General features: G+C 66.7%; 13 protein-coding genes and 1 tRNA gene. 7 read left to right on the top strand and 7 right to left on the bottom strand.

Going from position 1 to position 17,418, the window contains the following annotated elements:
* The first annotated feature begins 266 nt into the window (after positions 1 to 266).
* Positions 267 to 605 carry a hypothetical protein gene (locus TS85_RS02945; protein WP_044330325.1) on the top strand — a complete coding sequence of 113 codons (339 nt, stop codon included), beginning with the start codon at positions 267 to 269 and terminating at the stop codon, positions 603 to 605.
* 31 nt (positions 606 to 636) lie between these two features.
* On the opposite strand, the gene TS85_RS02940 is transcribed toward TS85_RS02945, so the two are convergent.
* The 3 genes from TS85_RS02940 to TS85_RS02930 form a co-directional block, all read right to left on the bottom strand.
* On the bottom strand, positions 637 to 2,229 hold the full coding sequence (locus TS85_RS02940) for a DUF5597 domain-containing protein (protein ID WP_044330324.1): 1,593 nt from the start codon (positions 2,227 to 2,229) through the stop codon (positions 637 to 639).
* 88 nt (positions 2,230 to 2,317) lie between these two features.
* Positions 2,318 to 5,230 carry a TonB-dependent receptor domain-containing protein gene (locus TS85_RS02935; RefSeq protein WP_052507697.1) on the bottom strand — a complete coding sequence of 971 codons (2,913 nt, stop codon included), beginning with the start codon at positions 5,228 to 5,230 and terminating at the stop codon, positions 2,318 to 2,320.
* Between the two features lie 101 nt (positions 5,231 to 5,331).
* Entirely contained in the window at positions 5,332 to 6,993 is a 1,662-nt protein-coding gene (locus TS85_RS02930) for a DUF885 family protein (RefSeq protein ID WP_162184683.1), read from the bottom strand.
* A 162-nt stretch (positions 6,994 to 7,155) separates the two neighbouring features.
* On the opposite strand from TS85_RS02930, the gene TS85_RS02925 reads away from it, so the two are divergent.
* On the top strand, positions 7,156 to 8,385 hold the full coding sequence (locus TS85_RS02925; RefSeq protein ID WP_044330321.1) for a M24 family metallopeptidase: 1,230 nt from the start codon (positions 7,156 to 7,158) through the stop codon (positions 8,383 to 8,385).
* Between the two features lie 147 nt (positions 8,386 to 8,532).
* Positions 8,533 to 9,183, top strand: a complete 651-nt coding sequence (locus tag TS85_RS02920) for a GntR family transcriptional regulator (protein ID WP_044330320.1) — start codon at positions 8,533 to 8,535, stop codon at positions 9,181 to 9,183.
* On the opposite strand, the gene TS85_RS02915 is transcribed toward TS85_RS02920, so the two are convergent.
* Positions 9,180 to 10,445: an NAD(P)/FAD-dependent oxidoreductase gene (locus tag TS85_RS02915; RefSeq protein WP_044330319.1), complete on the bottom strand. Its 1,266-nt coding sequence runs from the start codon at positions 10,443 to 10,445 to the stop codon at positions 9,180 to 9,182. The genes TS85_RS02920 and TS85_RS02915 overlap by 4 nt on opposite strands.
* Before the next feature lie 47 nt (positions 10,446 to 10,492).
* Between TS85_RS02915 and TS85_RS02910 the strand changes: the two genes are divergently transcribed.
* The 3 genes from TS85_RS02910 to TS85_RS02900 are packed head-to-tail and all read left to right on the top strand — an operon-like array spanning position 10,493 to position 13,866.
* On the top strand, positions 10,493 to 11,413 hold the full coding sequence (locus tag TS85_RS02910; protein ID WP_227698641.1) for a dihydrodipicolinate synthase family protein: 921 nt from the start codon (positions 10,493 to 10,495) through the stop codon (positions 11,411 to 11,413).
* Positions 11,413 to 12,408, top strand: coding sequence for a 4-hydroxyproline epimerase (locus TS85_RS02905; protein WP_044335741.1), 996 nt, complete (start codon positions 11,413 to 11,415; stop codon positions 12,406 to 12,408). The genes TS85_RS02910 and TS85_RS02905 overlap by 1 nt, the downstream gene beginning before the upstream one ends.
* A 27-nt stretch (positions 12,409 to 12,435) precedes the next feature.
* On the top strand, positions 12,436 to 13,866 hold the full coding sequence (locus TS85_RS02900) for an amino acid permease (RefSeq protein ID WP_044330318.1): 1,431 nt from the start codon (positions 12,436 to 12,438) through the stop codon (positions 13,864 to 13,866).
* A gap of 242 nt (positions 13,867 to 14,108) precedes the next feature.
* On the opposite strand, the gene TS85_RS24480 is transcribed toward TS85_RS02900, so the two are convergent.
* From TS85_RS24480 to TS85_RS02885, 3 genes are all read right to left on the bottom strand, one after another.
* Complete coding sequence (locus TS85_RS24480) at positions 14,109 to 15,236, bottom strand: FRG domain-containing protein (protein WP_162184682.1); 1,128 nt, start codon at positions 15,234 to 15,236, stop codon at positions 14,109 to 14,111.
* A gap of 191 nt (positions 15,237 to 15,427) precedes the next feature.
* Positions 15,428 to 15,503, bottom strand: a tRNA-Ala gene (locus tag TS85_RS02890).
* A 145-nt stretch (positions 15,504 to 15,648) separates the two neighbouring features.
* Entirely contained in the window at positions 15,649 to 15,975 is a 327-nt protein-coding gene (locus TS85_RS02885; protein ID WP_044330316.1) for a TIGR02300 family protein, read from the bottom strand.
* Positions 15,976 to 16,078: 103 nt separating this feature from the next.
* Here TS85_RS02885 and aroA point away from each other — a divergent pair, with 103 nt between their 5' ends.
* The gene (gene aroA, locus TS85_RS02880; protein WP_044330315.1) at positions 16,079 to 17,404 is read left to right on the top strand and encodes a 3-phosphoshikimate 1-carboxyvinyltransferase; all 1,326 of its coding nucleotides are present in this window, start codon (positions 16,079 to 16,081) and stop codon (positions 17,402 to 17,404) included.
* Positions 17,405 to 17,418 lie beyond the last annotated feature (14 nt).

Raw genomic sequence — 17,418 nt, 5'->3', positions numbered from 1 at the left:
GACGGCGAAGGCGCTGGCACCGAATGCGAACGTACAACGCCGGGCCCGCCCGGCACGAGCCACCAAAAACATCCGCATTTACTATCCCCCCGTGACCGTAAATCGAACGATTTACAGGAGTTGCTGCCTAACATTTAGAGAAGCGCGCCGTCCAGAGCAGAGTTTTACGCCGCCGCCAAATCGCGGAGCCCCGCACCTTGTGGAGATTGGTAATCACGGCCTCGCCGTGTAGGGGACCGATACACCCCGCTGGCATTGGGAAGCGCATGGCTCGCAAGCATTCGAAGCACGATCCGTACCAGGACTTGGACCGCGAGGAGGAGGCTCCCGCGGCGGCGGTGGCCTGCTGGCTGTGCGGCCGCCCGACGGGGGCGACCATTACCTGGCATCATCCCGTGCCGAAGAGTCGCGGCGGGCGCGACGTCGTGCCGATGCACGCGATCTGCCAACAGACGCTGATCGCAAACTTCACCAATTCCGAACTGCAACGTCACGGAACGGACGTGTCGGGTCTGTTGGACAATCCCAACATCCGCAAATTTGTCGACTGGGTCGCGAAGAAAGACCCCGATTTCACTGCGACCATCACCAGGAAGCAACGCTGAAACTGCACCGGCAGCTTCACGGAAACAGTGTCTAGAAAATGCCCGTCTTCACGCGGAGCAATCCCGGGCGGACGAGGTTCAGCCCGAAATCGGTTTCGTCGCCGTTCAACCAGCGGCGCGCTTGCCAGGCGCCCGCCGAATAGCTGCCATCCTCGACGCGCAGCAGCTGCCCGCGCTTGCCGTCGGATCGCTCGAATTCGACGCGCACCTGCGATCCCCCGACCAGCCATTCGTCCGGGCCGAGCTGCACGATGAAGACGCGCCCGGCCATGTCGGCGGTGTTGGCGACCACGCCGGGGGTGTCGCCCCAGGGCGGCGGGCCGAACGACACGATCGCGCGCCAGCCATCGGCGAGCGGCAACGATTGCTGCGCGCGGCCCGGTTCCTCGACGGCGGCGTGGAGGCGGCGCTCGGCGGCGGCGCGGGCGATCGTCTCGCGGATCGGATCGAGCAGCGCGAAATTCTCGGCATGCGCGCGCGTGGCGGCCTCGTTCTCGGGCGTCGGGTGGGTCTTGTCGATGCCGAACACCGAAAAGCCGATGCCGCCCCGAGCGAGCACATAGTAAAGGAACGGCGCGGTCCGCGCGCTGAACTCGGTCTCGGAAACCCAGGACGGGTTGTCGCGCCGGGCATATTGATCGAGCACGCGGCGATATTCGCCGGGATCGCTGGTGTAGATGTCGGTCCCGATCAGGTCGATGCTGGGCGTCACCGCGCGCCACAGATCGAACATCGTCCAGACGGGGCCGCCGCTGGGATAGTCGGTGCCGGGGGACTTGAACCCTTTGTAGCGCATCCAGCAATTGACATAGACCGGCAGCGGATAGACCGCGCGCCCTGCGGCGGCGACCTGTTCGATGAAACTGGCGGTGGACCATGCCGCAAAGGCTTCGTCGGCGTCCGCACCGAAGGTTTCGCGCCAGCTGCCCGCCGTCTTGCCGAGCTTGGCGGCCAGCGCGGCGGGGACCTGCGCCTGGAACGCCGCTTCGGCGGCGGCGCCGTGATCGCGCACGCTGCCCAGCGAGCCGGGCTCGTTCTCGACCTGCACCATGATCACCGTGTGCGTCTTGCCGTCGACTGCCTTCAGATGCCGCATCAGCGCGGCATAGGCGCGCTTGTCGGCTTCCAGATTGGCGGCGCTGAACGGGCTCTGCACGTCGATCGGCTCGCCGCGCGGATCGAGCATGCGGGGATAGCGCGCGGGGTCGCTGCGCATCCAGTTCGGGGTATAGTGGTTCTCGCCGTTCTTCCAGGTGCCGAACCAGAGCAGGATCAGCCGCGTGTCGGTGGCGCGCGCCTTGGCGATCAGCGCGTCGACGTTGCGGGTGTCGAACTGGCCGGGCGAAGGCTCGAACTGCTCCCAATAGACCGGAGCCTCGATCGTGTTGGGCGCCATCTTCAGCGCCTCGTCCCAGGCATGGTCGAGCACCATCGGCCAGGCGCTGGAATTATGGAGCTGCGCGGCCAGCACGAAATAGGGGCGGCCATCGACCATCAGCGTCCGGTGCCCGTCGGACTGAACCGCGATCCGCGGCATTTCGCCCGGATCGGCTCGGACAGGCTGCACTGCGCCCAGGACGAGGAGCAGCAGCAGCGCCGCCCAGCGCGCGAACAAGGACATCATGGGTACGGCAACTCCGTCTACTCGGTCGAAAGCGCAAGAAAGGGGAGCGGCAGGCCCGGGCGCCCCCGGACCCGCCGCTCCGTTCAGGTCAGAACCGCACCGAAAGGCGCGCGTAGCCGAACTGGTCGGGCATGTCGTAGGTGGTCGGATCGAAGCCGCCACACGCCAGGCAGTCCGGCGCCCGCTTGCCCAGCAGGTTGTTGACGCCCAGCGTGACCGTGAAGGCATCGTTGAGGAAGGCTGGCGAGAAGCCCACCTGCGCATCGAGGTACAGGATGCTGTTCATCACATGATAGTTGTTCGCCGCGGGCTCGGTCACCTTGCTGATATAGCGACCCGTGAGCGAAGCATTGAAGGCAGCGGCCGAGAAATCGAGCACCGCCGTGCCCTTGTACCGCGGATAGGCCTGTGGCGACCCGGTCTCGGTCCCCGCATAGCGCGTCAGCCGGGTGCCCGTCGTGGTGGGCACTTCGATCGAATAGTCGAACAGGAAGTTGTTCGACACGTTCAGCCCGAAGCTGCCGCCCCACACCGTTGGCGAGCGATAGTTGAACTGGACGTCCAGCCCCTCGCTGCGCACCGTCGACAGGTTCTGCAGGGTGCCGCGGACCTGCGCGATCGCTCCCGACGCCGTGCGCGAGAAGGCCGAGCAGGCGATGCTGTCGCCGCGGTTGTAGCAGCTGTCGACCAGGACGTTCGGGTCGGGCACGCCGATCGCGTCGTCGACCTTGATCGTGTAGTAATCGACTTCGAGCGACAGCGCGCGCGCGAAGCCGGCGTCGCGCGCCCAGCCGGGGGAATAGACGCCGCCCAAGATCCAGCTTTGCGACGTCTCGGGCCGCAATGCGCGGTTGCCGCCGGTCAACAGGCCGAAGCCGGTTCCGCTCGCGACATAGCTGCCATTCGCGGGGACGCCCTGCGCGAGGCAGACGGTGCGGGTCGTCGCATTGGTCACGGTGTTGAGGCTCGAACAGGGATCGACGATGCCGCTGGCCGCGCCGTCGAAGCGCGATAGCGCGCCGTACAGCTCGCCGATGCTTGGCGCCCGGAAGCCCTGTGCCCAGGTGCCGCGCAGGCGCAGGTCGGCGAACGGCTTCCAGTTGAGGCCGGCCTTCATCGTCGCCTTGCCGCCGCTGGTCGAATAGTCCGAATAGCGCGCCGCGAACGACGCCTCGAGCAACTGGAAGAACGCCGTGTCGCGCAGGATCGGCGCATTCAGCTCGCCATAGACTTCGTTGACGTTGAACGATCCGCCGCCCGGTTGTGCGGGGATGTCGGAGCTCAGCCCCGCCGCGACGATCGGGTCCGGGGTGAACGAGCCCGACTGGCGACGATGCTCATAGCCGATCGCCACGCCCAGCGGGCCTGCCGGCAGGTTGAACAGCGAGCCCGACAGATTGGCCGTGAAATCGCCCAGCTCCTGCTCGCTCTTGTCGTTCTGGACGAAGCTCACATAGTTGAGCATCGCCGGGGTGATCGTGCCCAGGCCGCCGAAGATGTTGAACGGCACGCACTCGCCCGTGCATTCCGACACCGGCCCGAGCGCGCGCGCCAGCTTCTCCGCGTTGATGTTGCCGGTCATGCGCTGCTTGGCGTCGTTGATCGCATAGACGCCGTTGACGTCCCAATACCAGCTGCCGCCGCCCAGGGTGAACTCGCCGCCCAGCGTCACATTGCCGTACATCGTGTTCACTTCCTGGCTGAACCGGCGTGGTCCTGCCTCGACGAAGCGGCGGTGGATCGAGTTATAGTTCGGCGCGACGCCGTTTCCGCCGGCGGTGAGCGTATAGCCGAACGGGTTGTACGGGTTGGTCACGTCGATCGAGATGCGGTCGAGCAGGCTGCCATTGCCGTTGCCGGCATCGGGACCGATCGACACCGGGATGTACGCCGCCTGGTTCACCGAGGTGCGGCGATTGTAGATGAGCTTTGCGGCGACGTAGAAGGAGTCGTTCACTTCGCCACGGAAATTCAGGAAGCCGCCCATGCGTTCGTTGGGCGTCAGCAGATAATTGACCGGGCGATAGTTGAACCGGTCGGCGGTCGCGAAGCGCTTGAAGTCGAGGCTGTTATAGGGATCGGCCGGATTGTAGCGCGCGACGCCGGTGATCGGCGCATTCCGGAGCGTGAGGTCGAGCGTGCCGCCGCCCGCCGGGTTGATGATGCGGAAGCGCCCGTTCGGCGTGGTGCCGCTGCACGTCGCGGTACACGCGGTCGCGCCGGGCACCGGGAAGCTGTAATAGGGGCGATCGCTCGCGAAGACGCTGTCCTGCTTGGTATAGTTGCCGCCGACGACCAGCGAGACGCCGCTGCCGTCGTCGCCCGTGCCCCAGCTCACATTGTAATTCTGGGTGACGCCGTCGCCTTCGTCAAAGGCACCGACCTGTGCGGTCGCGAGAAAACCCTTCTGGCGCGTCTTGGTGATGATGTTCACGACGCCCGCAATCGCATCCGAGCCATAGATGGTCGACGCGCCGTCGCGCAGCACTTCGACGCGCTCGATGGCGGATTCGGGGATGGCGTTGAGATCGACCGCGCCGGGAATGCCGCTGGCGGAAGCGCCGTTGATGAAGCGGATGCCGTCGACCAGCACCAGCGTGCGGCGGCTGCCGAGATAGCGCATGTCGATTTCGGCCGACCCTGCGCCGACGCCGCCGCCGTCGGGCGGGTTGCCGTTGTTGCCGCTGCGATTGAAGCGCGAATTCAGGCCGCCGGCGCTGCCGGGGAGCCGTTGCAGGACGTCGCCGATCGACGACAGGCCGGTGCGCGCGATATCCGCGCTGTCGAGCGCAGTGACCGGCGATGGCGCGTCGAGCGGGTCGCGGCGGATGCGCGATCCCGTAACGATGATCGGCGCGCCGTCCGATTGGTCGGCCTCACTCGATGCGGTTTCCGGCACCGTGTCCGCCGGAGCCGAGGTCTGCGCGAAGGCGCTGGCTGTCGTGAACGCAGAAATCATCATGGCTGTGGAAACCAGCCATTTGGTCCGTCGTGCTGTCATTGTCTCTGCCCCTTTGTTCAGATTGATCGTCGACCGCCGGCTTGGTTGCCTTGTTTGCGGTCGCCATCAGGCAGTCCCCTCTCCTGGACCCGATCCGTTTGTTATTTTGCGGGGGTCCCGTTCACTTCCCGTTCGATCAGCGGCCAGGGCAGGATTCCCGCCGCATAGGTCCGCGCGAGCACGTCGGACATCACGAAGGGCTTTCCGGCCTGTTCCGCCGCGTGCGACGCGTTGGCGAGCAGCCGATCGAGCTGCAGCTTGCCGGTGACATAGCTGGGCCCGTATCCGGGCTGGCGCGCATAGAGCAGTTGTTCGAACCCGACGAGCGGGCTCTCGGGATCGGACCAGCCGCGCGGAGTCCATTCGGCATGGAAGCGCCCCGCCTGCGCCAGGTCCATCTGCCCCGACTGGACATAGAGCGATGCCAGCCCGCGCGCGGCGCGATTGGCCAGCGCGATCCACACCAGCTCGCGGCCATGCGGGATATCGTCATACAGCCCGGCGCGCATCGCAATCTCTTCGAATGCAGTGGCATAGCCCTCCGAACGGTTCGCATAGATGCTGAACAGCGCCGGCGCGCTGCGCACCGGGCTGGCGGGCGGCTCTGCCCGCGCGCGCGCAAGATCGACCCAGTGGATCGCGTGCGAGACCAGCGGCAGCGGATCGAGCGCCGTGATGTGCGAGAAGAAATTGCGCTTTTCCGGCGGGACATAATTGCCCGTCTGGCCGTCGACCGCGGGGCGGACATAGGCGCGATCCGGGATGAGCCCGGTCTCGACGATGAAGCGCGCGAACTTCTCGGCCTTGGCCTCGGCCATCTTGCGATAGGCGACGGGGTCCTCGATCGGCTGGATCGGCGGCAGCGCGCGGTTGCGGACCTCTTCCTCGCGCAATGCCGCGATCGAGCGTTCCAGCTCGCGGCGCAGCAGCACCTCCTGCTCGTCCCAGCTATAGGGCAGAAGCTCGACATTCTTGACGAACCAGTCGTAATTCTCCTTGCCGACGCCGGCGGGGCCGGTCTTGCCCGGCGCCTCCGCCTTGACCCAGGCGGCGAAGGAATCGGTGGCGGCGCGTGCGTCGCGGATCGCCTTCAGCAGCGCGGGCTTCGCGCCGGTGATCGGGGCGGGGGTTGGGCCGTCGAGCGTGCGCAGGACGAGCGTCCCGGCCTCGAGCGCCTGCAACGTCGCGCTCTGTTCCTTGAACGCGCGATCGCCATAGGTCCACAGGTCCTTGGCGTTGCTCGGCTTCAGATTGACTCGTGCCGCCTGGAGCATCGCGGGCACTGCCGCGAGCATCGCCGTCAGCTTGGCCTGGTCGGCGGCGTTCAGCGGATATTTGAACTTGTAGAGGTCGATATGCGGCTCGGCATAGGGCCCTTCATGGAGCGGCACGTCGCTCCAGTCGGCGAAGACGTTCGCGTAGAAGGTCGGGTCGCGGCGCCAGGGCGTCAGCACGCGGAAGTTGAAGTCGGCGCCGTTCATCTCGGCCTCGACCAGCCGGAAGTCGTTATCGGCTTCCACCGTCCACCCGCTGCGGTCGATCGCGTTCAGGCGCGCGCGGAAGGACGGCAGTTCCGCCGCCTTCCGCTGCATCGTGGCGGCGCTGTAGTCAGGCAGATAGTCCTTCATCGGCGGCACCAGATACTGCCGCCATTCCTGGAACAGCCGCAGGAACGCGGCGTGGCTCGCGGGCGTCGCCGTGGCTGCCGCGCTGGAGGCCGCAGCCTGCGCCCCGGCCTCGCCCGGCATCATCATCGCTGTCATGCAAATCGCTCCCAACACGCGCATCATCGCTGCCCCCTTGTGCGAACCGACTAATCGTATACGGTATTAAGTATTGCAAATGTTTCGCTGTCAATGGCGAACTTTGGGCGAAGGGGTGTGCCGATGCAGGTTCGACAGGATGGAGCGTTCAATCGCCGGTGCATGTTGCGGCTCGGCCTGGGCGCGGCTGCATGTGCCGGCCACGCGACGATCGCACCGCGCGCGCTGTCCCGCGCGCAGCGGACGCCCATCGCCGATGCCGCGCCGATCGATGCCGCCGAGCGCGCGCAGCGACTCGCACGGGTGCAGCAGGCGATGCGCCGGAGCGGCATCGCGGCGCTGCTGGTCGAGGCGGGATCGACGCTGGAATATTTCACCGGCGTGCGCTGGGGGCGCAGCGAACGGCTGACCGGGGCGCTGCTCCCGGTCGAAGGCGAGATTCTGGTCGTCACCCCCTTCTTCGAAGAACCGCGCGTGCGCGAGATGCTTGGCGTCCCCGCGGAAGTCCGCACCTGGCAGGAGGATGAATCGCCCTTCGCGCTGCTGGGCGGCTGGCTGCGCGAGCGCAGGCTCGGCTCAGGCCCGATCGCGATCGAGCAGACCGTGCGCGCCTTCGTCATCGAAGGCCTGCGGACTGCCGCGCCGGATGCGGCCGTCGCATCGGGCGGCGCGCTGGTCGACGGCATCCGGATGATCAAGTCGCCGACCGAGATCGCGCTGATGCAGCGCGCCACCGACATCACCATCGCCGCCTATCGCCAGGTCGCGGCACAGATCGTGCCGGGGATCGGCGGGCCTGAAATCGGCGCGGCGCTGCGCGCGGCGATGGTCGCGCTGGGCGGTGCGGAGCCCTGGGGCAGTGCGCAGGTCGGGCCCGGCAGCGCGCTGCCGCACGGATCGCGCGTCCCGGCCAATGTCGGCCAGGGATCGGTCGTGCTGATGGACATTGGCTGCGGCGTGGGCGGCTATCGCTCGGACGTGTCGCGGACGATGGTGCTCGGCGCGCCCTCCGCCGAGCAGCGCAAGGTCTGGAACCAGGTCCATCAGGGCCAGCAGACGGCGATCGCCGCCGCGCGGCTTGGCCGGACCTGCGGCAGCGTCGACGACGCGGTCCGCGCTTATTACGAGGCGCAGGGCTATGGCCCGCGCTATGCCCTGCCCGGGCTATCGCACCGCACGGGGCACGGAATCGGCATGGACGTGCACGAGCCGGTCAATCTGGTGCATGGCGAGCAGACGGTGCTGGCGCCGGGCATGTGCTTCTCGAACGAACCCGGGCTCTACCTTCCCGGCAAATTCGGGATCCGGCTCGAGGATTGTTTCTACATGACTCCGTCCGGCCCGCGCTTCTTCTCCGCGCCGCCGCCATCGATCGACGATCCGTTCGGCTGACCTCCGGCTTGCCAAGGCGACGGATCGCGCGCAACGCCGCGGACGACCGTGGCGCTGATGCACCGCAGTCCCTATCTTCTACCGGTCGCCCCAACCAGATGCCCCAGGCACGCCACCCGCCACCGTCGATTTCACCATGAGGGGCCCATGAGCCTGATCATCCAGTCGCTGTCCGATCAGCTCGTCAATCTCGTTCGGGACCGCATCCTTTCCGGTCGGGTGGCGCCCGACAGCGCCATTCGCCAGGACGCGCTTGCCCAGGAGCTGGGCATCAGCAAGATCCCGCTGCGCGAGGCGCTGGCACGGCTCGAGCAGGAAGGGCTCGTCGAGTCGCACACGCATCGCGGCTTCTTCGTGCGCGCGCTGAACACGCGCGAGGCGGAGGAAGTCTATGCGCTGCGGCTCAAGCTGGAGCCGGACGCCGTGGCGCTCGCCGCCGAACTGGCGACGCCCGCACAGCACCAGCTTGCGATCGACCACCTCGCGACGATGGATCAGGTGACCGACGCGGGCGGCGAGGGCGTCGGCGCGTTCAACCGCGCGTTCCACCTCGCGCTGCTCCGCCCGAGCGGACAGCTCATCACCGTCAACATCCTCGAGCGGCTGCACGTCCTGTCCGAACGCTATGTCCGCAAGCACCTCGAGCCGCTGGGTCGCGACGAGCGCGCGAACGAGGAGCATCGCGAGATGCTCGACGTGTGGCTGGCGCGCGACACCGAACGGCTGCGCGCGCTGACCATCGCGCATATCGCCAAGACGCTCGACGACCTGCGGCAACAGCTCGCCGCGAACGACTAGCGCCGTTCGAAGCGGTCCAGGTCGAAGGGCTCCAGCCGCACCGCTGGCGCGTCGCCGGTGGCCAGTGCCCCGATCAGCTCGCCGGTAAGCGGCCCGAGCGTGAGGCCCAGATGCTGGTGCCCGAACGCATAGAACAGGTTCGCCATGCGGCGGCTGCGCCCGATCGCGGGAAGATAGTCGGGCAGCGTCGGTCGCGCGCCCATCCAGCGCGCGGCGTCCTCGCCGATCGGCAGGCCCAGATCGCTCGCATGCGCGTGGAGCCGCGCCCATTTGCGCGGGTCTGCGGGCGTCGCGACCGCGCCGAACTCGGTAAAGCTCGCCGCGCGAAGCCCGGTGCGGAAGCGCGTGACGATCATCGCGCGATCCTCGAACACCACCGGCGGGAGCGTGGCCGGCCATCCCGGCGCCTCCGACTGGATATGGTATCCGCGCTCGGCGATCAGCGGCACCCTATGCCCCAGCGGGCGGAGCAGGTCGCCCGACGCGGCGCCCCCGGCGACCACCACCCGCTTCGCGACGATCGCCCCGCCCTGCGCCAATGTGGCTTCGATGCTGCCGTCATCGCGCTGCGCAAGGGCGAGCACCTGCCCGGCCCGTCGAGTCGCGCCCGCAGCCAGCAGCGCCGCCTCCAGCGCCGCGGCCAGCGCGGTCGGGTCGGCGATCTGGCCGCTCCCCGTGAACCGCACCCCGCCCGCGATCGGCACGCGGACGAGCGACCCGATACGCGCCAGTTCGTCCCCGGTGGCATCGCGCACCGTGGCGGTGCCGATGGGTGCCGAGGCCCATGAAGCCCGCCCCCGCGCGGCGCTGGCGGCGCTTTCCCACATGACGAAATGGCCGTCCTCGGCCAGCAGGTCCTCCGCCCCAATCTGCCGCACCAGCCGCCGCCAGGCGGGCATCGCCTCGGCCAGGCCCGCCGCCAGCGCCGCGCTGCCTCGCCGGAACGACGATGGTCGCGCGGCGGCGAGCAGCCGGAGCGCGAAGGGAAGCCATGCGCCGACCTCCCCCGGCGGCAGCGACACCGGGCCGCCGCGCGCGAACAGCCGCCGGGGCAGGCTGCGAACCGTCCCCAGCGAGGCGAGCGGCTCCACCTGCTCGGTGGCGATATGCCCGGCATTGCCCCAGGACGCGGTCCCGATCATCGACGCGGGCGCGACGAGATGCGTGGCGATGCCGCGCGACTGGAGCGCCAGCGCACAGCTGAGCCCGACGATACCGCCGCCGATCACCAGGGCGCCGCACTGCGAATTTCCGTTTGGCATGCCAAATCTTATATCGTATACGAAAAAAAGTTCAACGGAGGTTCCCAGTGAAAATCAAAGCGCCTTTGTGGACCGGTGTGTATCCGGCCGCGACCACCCAATTCGCCCCCGATGGATCGCTCGACCTCCCGGCGACACAAAAGGTGCTCAGCGCGCTTGTCGACGACGGCGTCACCGGGCTGATCCTGCTCGGCACGTGCGGCGAGAACAATTCGCTCGACGCCGAGGAAAAGCGCGCGGTGCTGCGCGCCGGAGTCGAGGCGGTCGGCGGACGCGTGCCGCTGGTGTCCGGGGTGTCCGAGTTCACCACCGCACGCGCGGCGGCGTTCGCGCGCGATGCCGAGGCGATCGGAATCGACGGCCTGATGCTGCTCCCCGCGATGGTCTATGTCCCCACCCCGGACGAACTCCACACCCATTTCCGCACCGTCGCCGAGGCGACCTCGCTGCCGATCATGCTCTACAACAATCCGCCCGCCTATCGCGTGTCGGTCGACTTCGCGACGCTGGACAAGCTGGTGCCAGTGGAGAACATCGTCGCCGTGAAGGAAAGCGCCCCCGACCCCCGCCGGTTTACCGACATGATCAATCGCTATGGCGATCGCTATCAGGTGATGGCCGGGCTGGACGATATCGCGCTCGAAGGGATGCTGCTGGGCGCCAGCGGCTGGGTATCCGGGCTGACCAGCGCGTTTCCGCAGGAATCGGTCGCGCTGATGGACGCCGTCGCGCGGGGCGACTGGATCGAGGCCCGCCGCATCTATCGCTGGTTCATGCCTTTGCTCCACCTCGACGCCGAACATGATCTGGTCCAGTCGATCAAGCTTGCCGAACAGATCATGGGACGCGGCTCCGAAACCGTCCGCATGCCGCGCATGCCGCTCGCGGGCGCGCGCCGCGCCGAAGTGATCGCGATGGTCGAGAAATGCGCGGCCACCCGCCCGTTAAAGGCGCTGGCGGCGGCTTGATGCGGCACACCTTTTTTTGCATCGACGGCCATACGGCGGGCAATCCGGTCCGCCTCGTGGCCGGCGGTGCGCCCTTGCTGCGCGGAGCCACGATGGCGGAGCGGCGGCAGGATTTCATCGCCCGGTTCGACTGGATCCGTACCGGGCTGTGCTTCGAGCCGCGCGGGCACGACATGATGTCGGGCGGTTTCCTCTACCCGCCCTGTGGCGATGCCGATGCCGCCATCCTGTTCATCGAGACGAGCGGCTGCCTGCCGATGTGCGGGCATGGGACAATCGGCATGATCACCTTCGGGCTGGAGAACGGCCTGATCCTGCCGCGTGAGCCGGGCCGGCTCACCGTCGAAGTGCCCGCGGGCCGGATCGAGATCGACTATGCGACGGAGGGTCGCAAGGTCACCTCGGTCAGGATCCGCAACGTCCCCGCCTATCTCGCGCTGCGCGGGCTGCGGATCGAGGTTCCGGGTTTCGGCCCGCTGTCGATCGATATCGCCTATGGCGGCAACTACTATGCAATCATCGAGCCGCAGGGCAGCTATGCCGGACTCGACGCGCTGGGCGCGGCGCGCCTCGTCGAACTCAGCCGCACGATCCGGGCCATGGTCCGTGAGGTCTATACGCCCGTACATCCCCTCGACCCCGGCATAAACGGCGTCACCCATGTCCTTTGGGCCGACATGCCCAGCGGAGACGGCGCCGATGGCCGCAACGCGGTGTTCTACGGCGAACGCGCGATCGACCGCAGCCCGTGCGGCACCGGCACCTCGGCGCGGCTGGCGCAGCTCGTCGCGACGGGCCGGTTGCAGGTCGGCGACCGCTTCGTCCACGAAAGCTATATCGGCAGCCGCTTCATCGGCCGCGTCGAGGCGGCAACGTCGCTCGGCGACCTGCCCGCGATCATCCCGTCGATCGAAGGATCGGCAATGGCCACGGGCTTCAACACGATCTGGATCGACCGGGAAGACCCGTTCTGGGCGGGGTTCACCGTCACCTGACGGCAATTAACAGGGGAAAGTCGCGTTATGGCACGGGGAATATTGGGGCCGCTGAAACCCCTGGATATGCACGGGGACCCGGAAAAGGCGCTCCGCAAGACGCTGAGCTGGCCGCATCTGATCGCGCTGGGCATCGGCGCGATCGTGGGCACCGGAATCTATACGCTTACCGGAGTCGGCGCGGATCGCGCGGGGCCGGCGGTGATCCTCGCCTTCGCGATCGCCGGCGCGGTCTGCGCGTGCGCCGCGCTCGCCTATGCCGAAATGGCGACGCTGATCCCCAGAGCTGGCAGCGCCTATACCTATAGCTATTCGGTCATCGGCGAATCGGTGGCGTGGCTGGTCGGGTGGAGCCTGATCCTCGAATATTCGCTCGCATGCTCCACCGTCGCGGTCGGCTGGTCGGGCTATCTGGTCGGCTGGATCGAAGCCGCGGGCATCGACTTGCCCGATGCGCTGATGGCGGGGCCGCATGCCGGCGGCATCGTCAATCTGCCCGCGATGCTGGTCGCGCTCGGCGTCGCGGGCATGTTGATCGGCGGCACGCGCGAGAGCGCGACGCTCAACATCGTGCTGGTCGTCATCAAGATGGCGGCGCTCGCGCTGTTCGTGGTGCTTGCGCTGCCCGCGTTCAGCGGCGCCCATTTCGAGCCGTTCATGCCCTATGGCTTTTCCAGCCATGTGACCGCCGACGGCACCACCCGCGGAGTCATGGCCGCCGCCGCGATCGTGTTCTTCGCCTTTTACGGATTCGACGCGGTCGCCACCTCCGCCGAAGAGGCGAAGAACCCCGGGCGCGACCTCACCATCGGGATCATCGGTTCGATGGCGATGTGCACCCTGATCTACATGCTGGTCGCCGTCTCGGCGATCGGGGCGGTCAGCTATGTCGATCTCGGCAAATCGGTCGAGCCGCTGGCATTCGTGCTGCGCACGCTCCAGCACCCGATCGCGGCGTGGTTGATCGGTCTCGGCGCGCTGATCGCGTTGCCGTCGGTGATCCTGGTGATGATGTACGGCCAGAGCCGCATCTTCTTCGTGATGTCGCGCGACGGGTTGCTCCCGCCCAGCCTCAGCCGGGTGTCGGCACGTACCGGCTCCCCGGCGCTGGTCACCGGCGTCACCGGCGTGTTCGTCGCGCTGGTCGCGGGCTTCTTCCGTCTCGACGAGATCGCCGAACTGGCCAATGCCGGCACGCTGGTCGCCTTTATCGCGGTCGCCGCATGCATGATGATCCTGCGCCGCCGCGCGCCGGAACTGAAGCGGGTGTTCAAATGCCCGGCACCGTACCTCGTGGGAACCCTCGCGATCGCCGGCTGCCTGTACCTGATCTCCAGCCTGCCGACGACGACGCTCACGCGCTTCGTCGCCTGGAATATCCTGGGGACCGCAGTCTACCTCGCCTATGGCCGCTCGCGCAGCCTTGCGGCCAAGGGGCGGGCCGTCACCGGCGACTGAGCAAGGCGCCGGGACAGGCGCCGGCGGCACAAAAGCGCGCGGCCCGGGAACCAGCCCGGGCCCGCCGTCACGACGCAGCGATATCGATCGCGAAACGGGGGAATGGTGGAGCCGAGGGGGATCGGCTCGCAAACCCGTAAGCATTGACAAAAAAAGGATATTTTCCTGAGCGTCGGGACGGTTGCATTAGCTCTTTGTACTAGCTGAGGCAAGGGGCTGGCCAACTTGGGTGCGTCAGGGACTCACACCGGCTCAGCGAACAACCGGTCCTTGAGGTCTTTGCAGATGCCGTCGAGGCCGGGGAACAGCGAACCGAACGTGATGCCCATTAGCTCTAGCTCCTTCATGATGCGGGGGCCTTCGGCGGGCAGTAGGTCGCAAACCTCTAGGTAGCTTTTCCCGTCCGCCTGTTCCCGCTTGCGAATAAACGCCTCAATATCGGTCACATTGGACACCGCAGCGAGAGCCTGTTGTGGAGCATACCTAGGATTGCCAACGGCCATGTTCTCAATGGTTACAAGCTGGGGAGGCGCTGCATCGACTATGAAGGCTTGCCGACCATAGCTTTCCTCCCATGCGGCTTTGTCGAAGATGAATATTCGCGGCTTGCAATCGCTATCTGCTTTAACAGTATGGAACGCAAAGAAAGCTGAAACAAACGGCGAGAAAGACCAATCCAGAAGCGGTGTTGGATATCCGTGATGCTGTAGGATGCTCCAGATCACTGCGTTATGTTCGAGATTACCAAGCTGGAGAGGGAATGACACTCTTTCGATGATAGCGCCGTAGAGCCTTCTAACGTCATCAAGCACCCATGCGCTCAAGTCACTCCGCCACGTTCGATGAAACGTAGTGGTAAGCTTGAATGGCTTCGACTGCCCCCGGAATATAAACCGCCTAGGGTCTTGATCGACAGCCCATTGTCGAAAGTCGCTCCATGTCTTTAAGTCGTTTCGACCTACTAGCAGCGAGTCACCGGTGGCCTTGGATGCGGCTATCGTCTCAGAGCCGAATTGCCCTTGCCCACTCCAATCGACTTTAAGGCTACCATCTTCCTTTTCCGTGAAGACAGCATGGATGTTTGTAGGAACAGGTGGCCCGCCAAACCTCTCTGCTATGTCTCTCTCGGCTTTAGCCCGGTCATCATAGGTCATGATGCCGCCATCCGAGTAACAGTAGCTCGTCACCACCTCTGCTTTGTATGGGGAAACGTCCGGCATACGGATCAAGAACTTAAAGCCGGGAAGCTGATGTTGAGGCTCGTAGAAAATGTAGGCGTTACCAACCACAAAACCGCCTCGACGTTCTAGCTCGACCCTCAGCGTTCCCCCGACTTCGCCTTCAATATCTCCAATCCATTGCCCTTGCACACACCGCTCCCTCATCCCGCTTCGGCTTGCGAACCTACCCGCCTACGGCCTGAAAATGACAGAGATATGGGAGAGGGCAATCAAACAGTTCTGAGCGACCGTTTACCCCCGTATCCTTACCGCCCCGGCTGGCGAATATGACACGCCTGCCCGACCTGCATTGCAGCGATATCGATCGCGAAACGGGGGAATGGTGGAGCCGAGGGGGATCGAACCCCTGACCTCTGCAATGCCATTGCAGCGCTCTCCCAGCTGAGCTACGGCCCCAAACCCTGTAGGAGGCGAGGCCACTAGAAGACCCTCGCCCGTTTGGCAAGGACGCTTGCACGCCTCGCCGAATTTTTTCCGAACCCGCTTCCTGCGCGCCCGAAATCCGGTGCCGCCCCGCCAGGGCACGGCACCGGGAATCGCATCAATGCTCGTCGTCGTCGCCGCCGGTTTCGACGCCCAGATCGTCGTCGCCGCCCAGGTCGACATCGTCGTCGGGCGACGGCTCTTCGTCGTCGGCCGCAACGATGTCCAGATCTTCATCGCCCAGATCCGAATCCTCGGTCACCGGCTTGGCCGGGTCGGCCTTGGCGGCTTCGAACGGCATCGGCTGCTTGGACTTCAGGATCGGCTCGGGCTCCCACGAGAACGAGCAGTTGATGCAGGTGACGGGCTCGTCCTTGGTCAGATCGTAAAACCGCGTCCCGCACTTTGGGCACGCGCGCTTGGTGCCCCATTCCGGCTTCACCATGTGTTGCCTCTTGCCTTTCAAAATATCGTGATTTTCGGGAGTCGTCCCGGAAAGTGGTGGGCGCCTTGCCATGGCGCAAGGCGGCTGTCAAAGCCGCCGCACCATGACGCATGCCAACCCTCGCCCTCTCACCCTGTCCGCGCGCGGTCCGCTGCGCGGCGCCATCGCCGTTCCCGGCGACAAATCGATCAGCCATCGCGCGATCATGTTTTCGGCGCTCGCGGTCGGCGAAAGCCGGATCGAGGGGCTGCTGGAGGGGGAGGACGTGCTCGCCACTGCCGCCGCGATGCGCGCGATGGGGGCCAGCGTCGAGCGCGGCGACGACGGGGTGTGGCGCGTCCACGGCGTCGGCGTCGGCGGGCTGCTCCAGCCCGAGGGCGCGCTCGACATGGGCAATTCGGGCACCTCGACTCGGCTGCTGATGGGGCTGGTCGCGGCGCATGCGATCACCGTCACCTTCACCGGCGACGCCTCGCTCTCCAGCCGCCCGATGGGCCGCGTGATCGAGCCGCTGTCGACGATGGGGGCAGAGATCACCGCCAGCCCCGGCGGGCGGCTGCCGCTGATGGTGCGCGGACGCACGCCGGCGATCCCGATCGCGTACACGCTTCCCGTGGCCTCGGCGCAGGTCAAGTCGGCGGTGCTGCTCGCCGGGCTCAACACCCCGGGCATCACCCGCGTGATCGAGCCGGTGCCGACCCGCGACCATAGCGAGCGGATGCTGCGCGGCTTCGGCGCCGAACTGACCGTCGAGGACAGCCCCGAGGGCAAGGTCATCTCGATCACCGGCGAGGCCGAGTTGCAGCCGCAGGACATCGTCGTCCCCGGCGACCCCTCTTCGGCGGGGTTCTGGATGGTCGCGGCGTCGATCGTGCCGGACTCGGACGTGACGATCCGCAATGTCTGCATGAACCCGACGCGCACCGGCCTTCTCACTGCCCTGCGGATGATGGGCGCCGACATCACCGAGCTGGCGCGCCGCGAAGTGGGCGGCGAGGATGTCGCCGATCTGCGCGTCCGCCACGCGCCGCTGCGCGCGATCACCGTGCCCCCCGAACTCGCGCCGAGTATGATCGACGAATATCCGATCCTGTTCGTCGCCGCCGCGCTGGCCGAGGGCACGACGGTTGCGCGCGGCGCGCACGAGCTGCGGGTGAAGGAATCGGATCGCATCGCGACGATGGCGGCGGCGCTGTCGGCGGCGGGCGTGGTGCTGGAGGAGCATGACGACGGGCTGTCGATCACCGGCACCGGCGGCGCGCCCCTGCCCGGCGGCGCTCGGATCGCCTCGAAACTCGACCATCGCATCGCGATGAGCATGGCGGTGGCTGGACTCGTGGCGGCGTCGCCGGTCACGATCGACGATGTGAGCCCCGTTGCGACCAGCTATCCCGATTTCTTCGCCACCCTTGACGCGCTCAGCGAGTAAGCCACCTTGCCTGC

This window comes from Sphingomonas hengshuiensis, assembly GCF_000935025.1.
GTDB classification, from domain to species: Bacteria; Pseudomonadota; Alphaproteobacteria; order Sphingomonadales; family Sphingomonadaceae; genus Sphingomonas; species Sphingomonas hengshuiensis.
The sequence above is the reverse complement of the archived record's forward strand: the minus strand, read 5'-3'. Positions and strand labels throughout refer to the sequence as shown.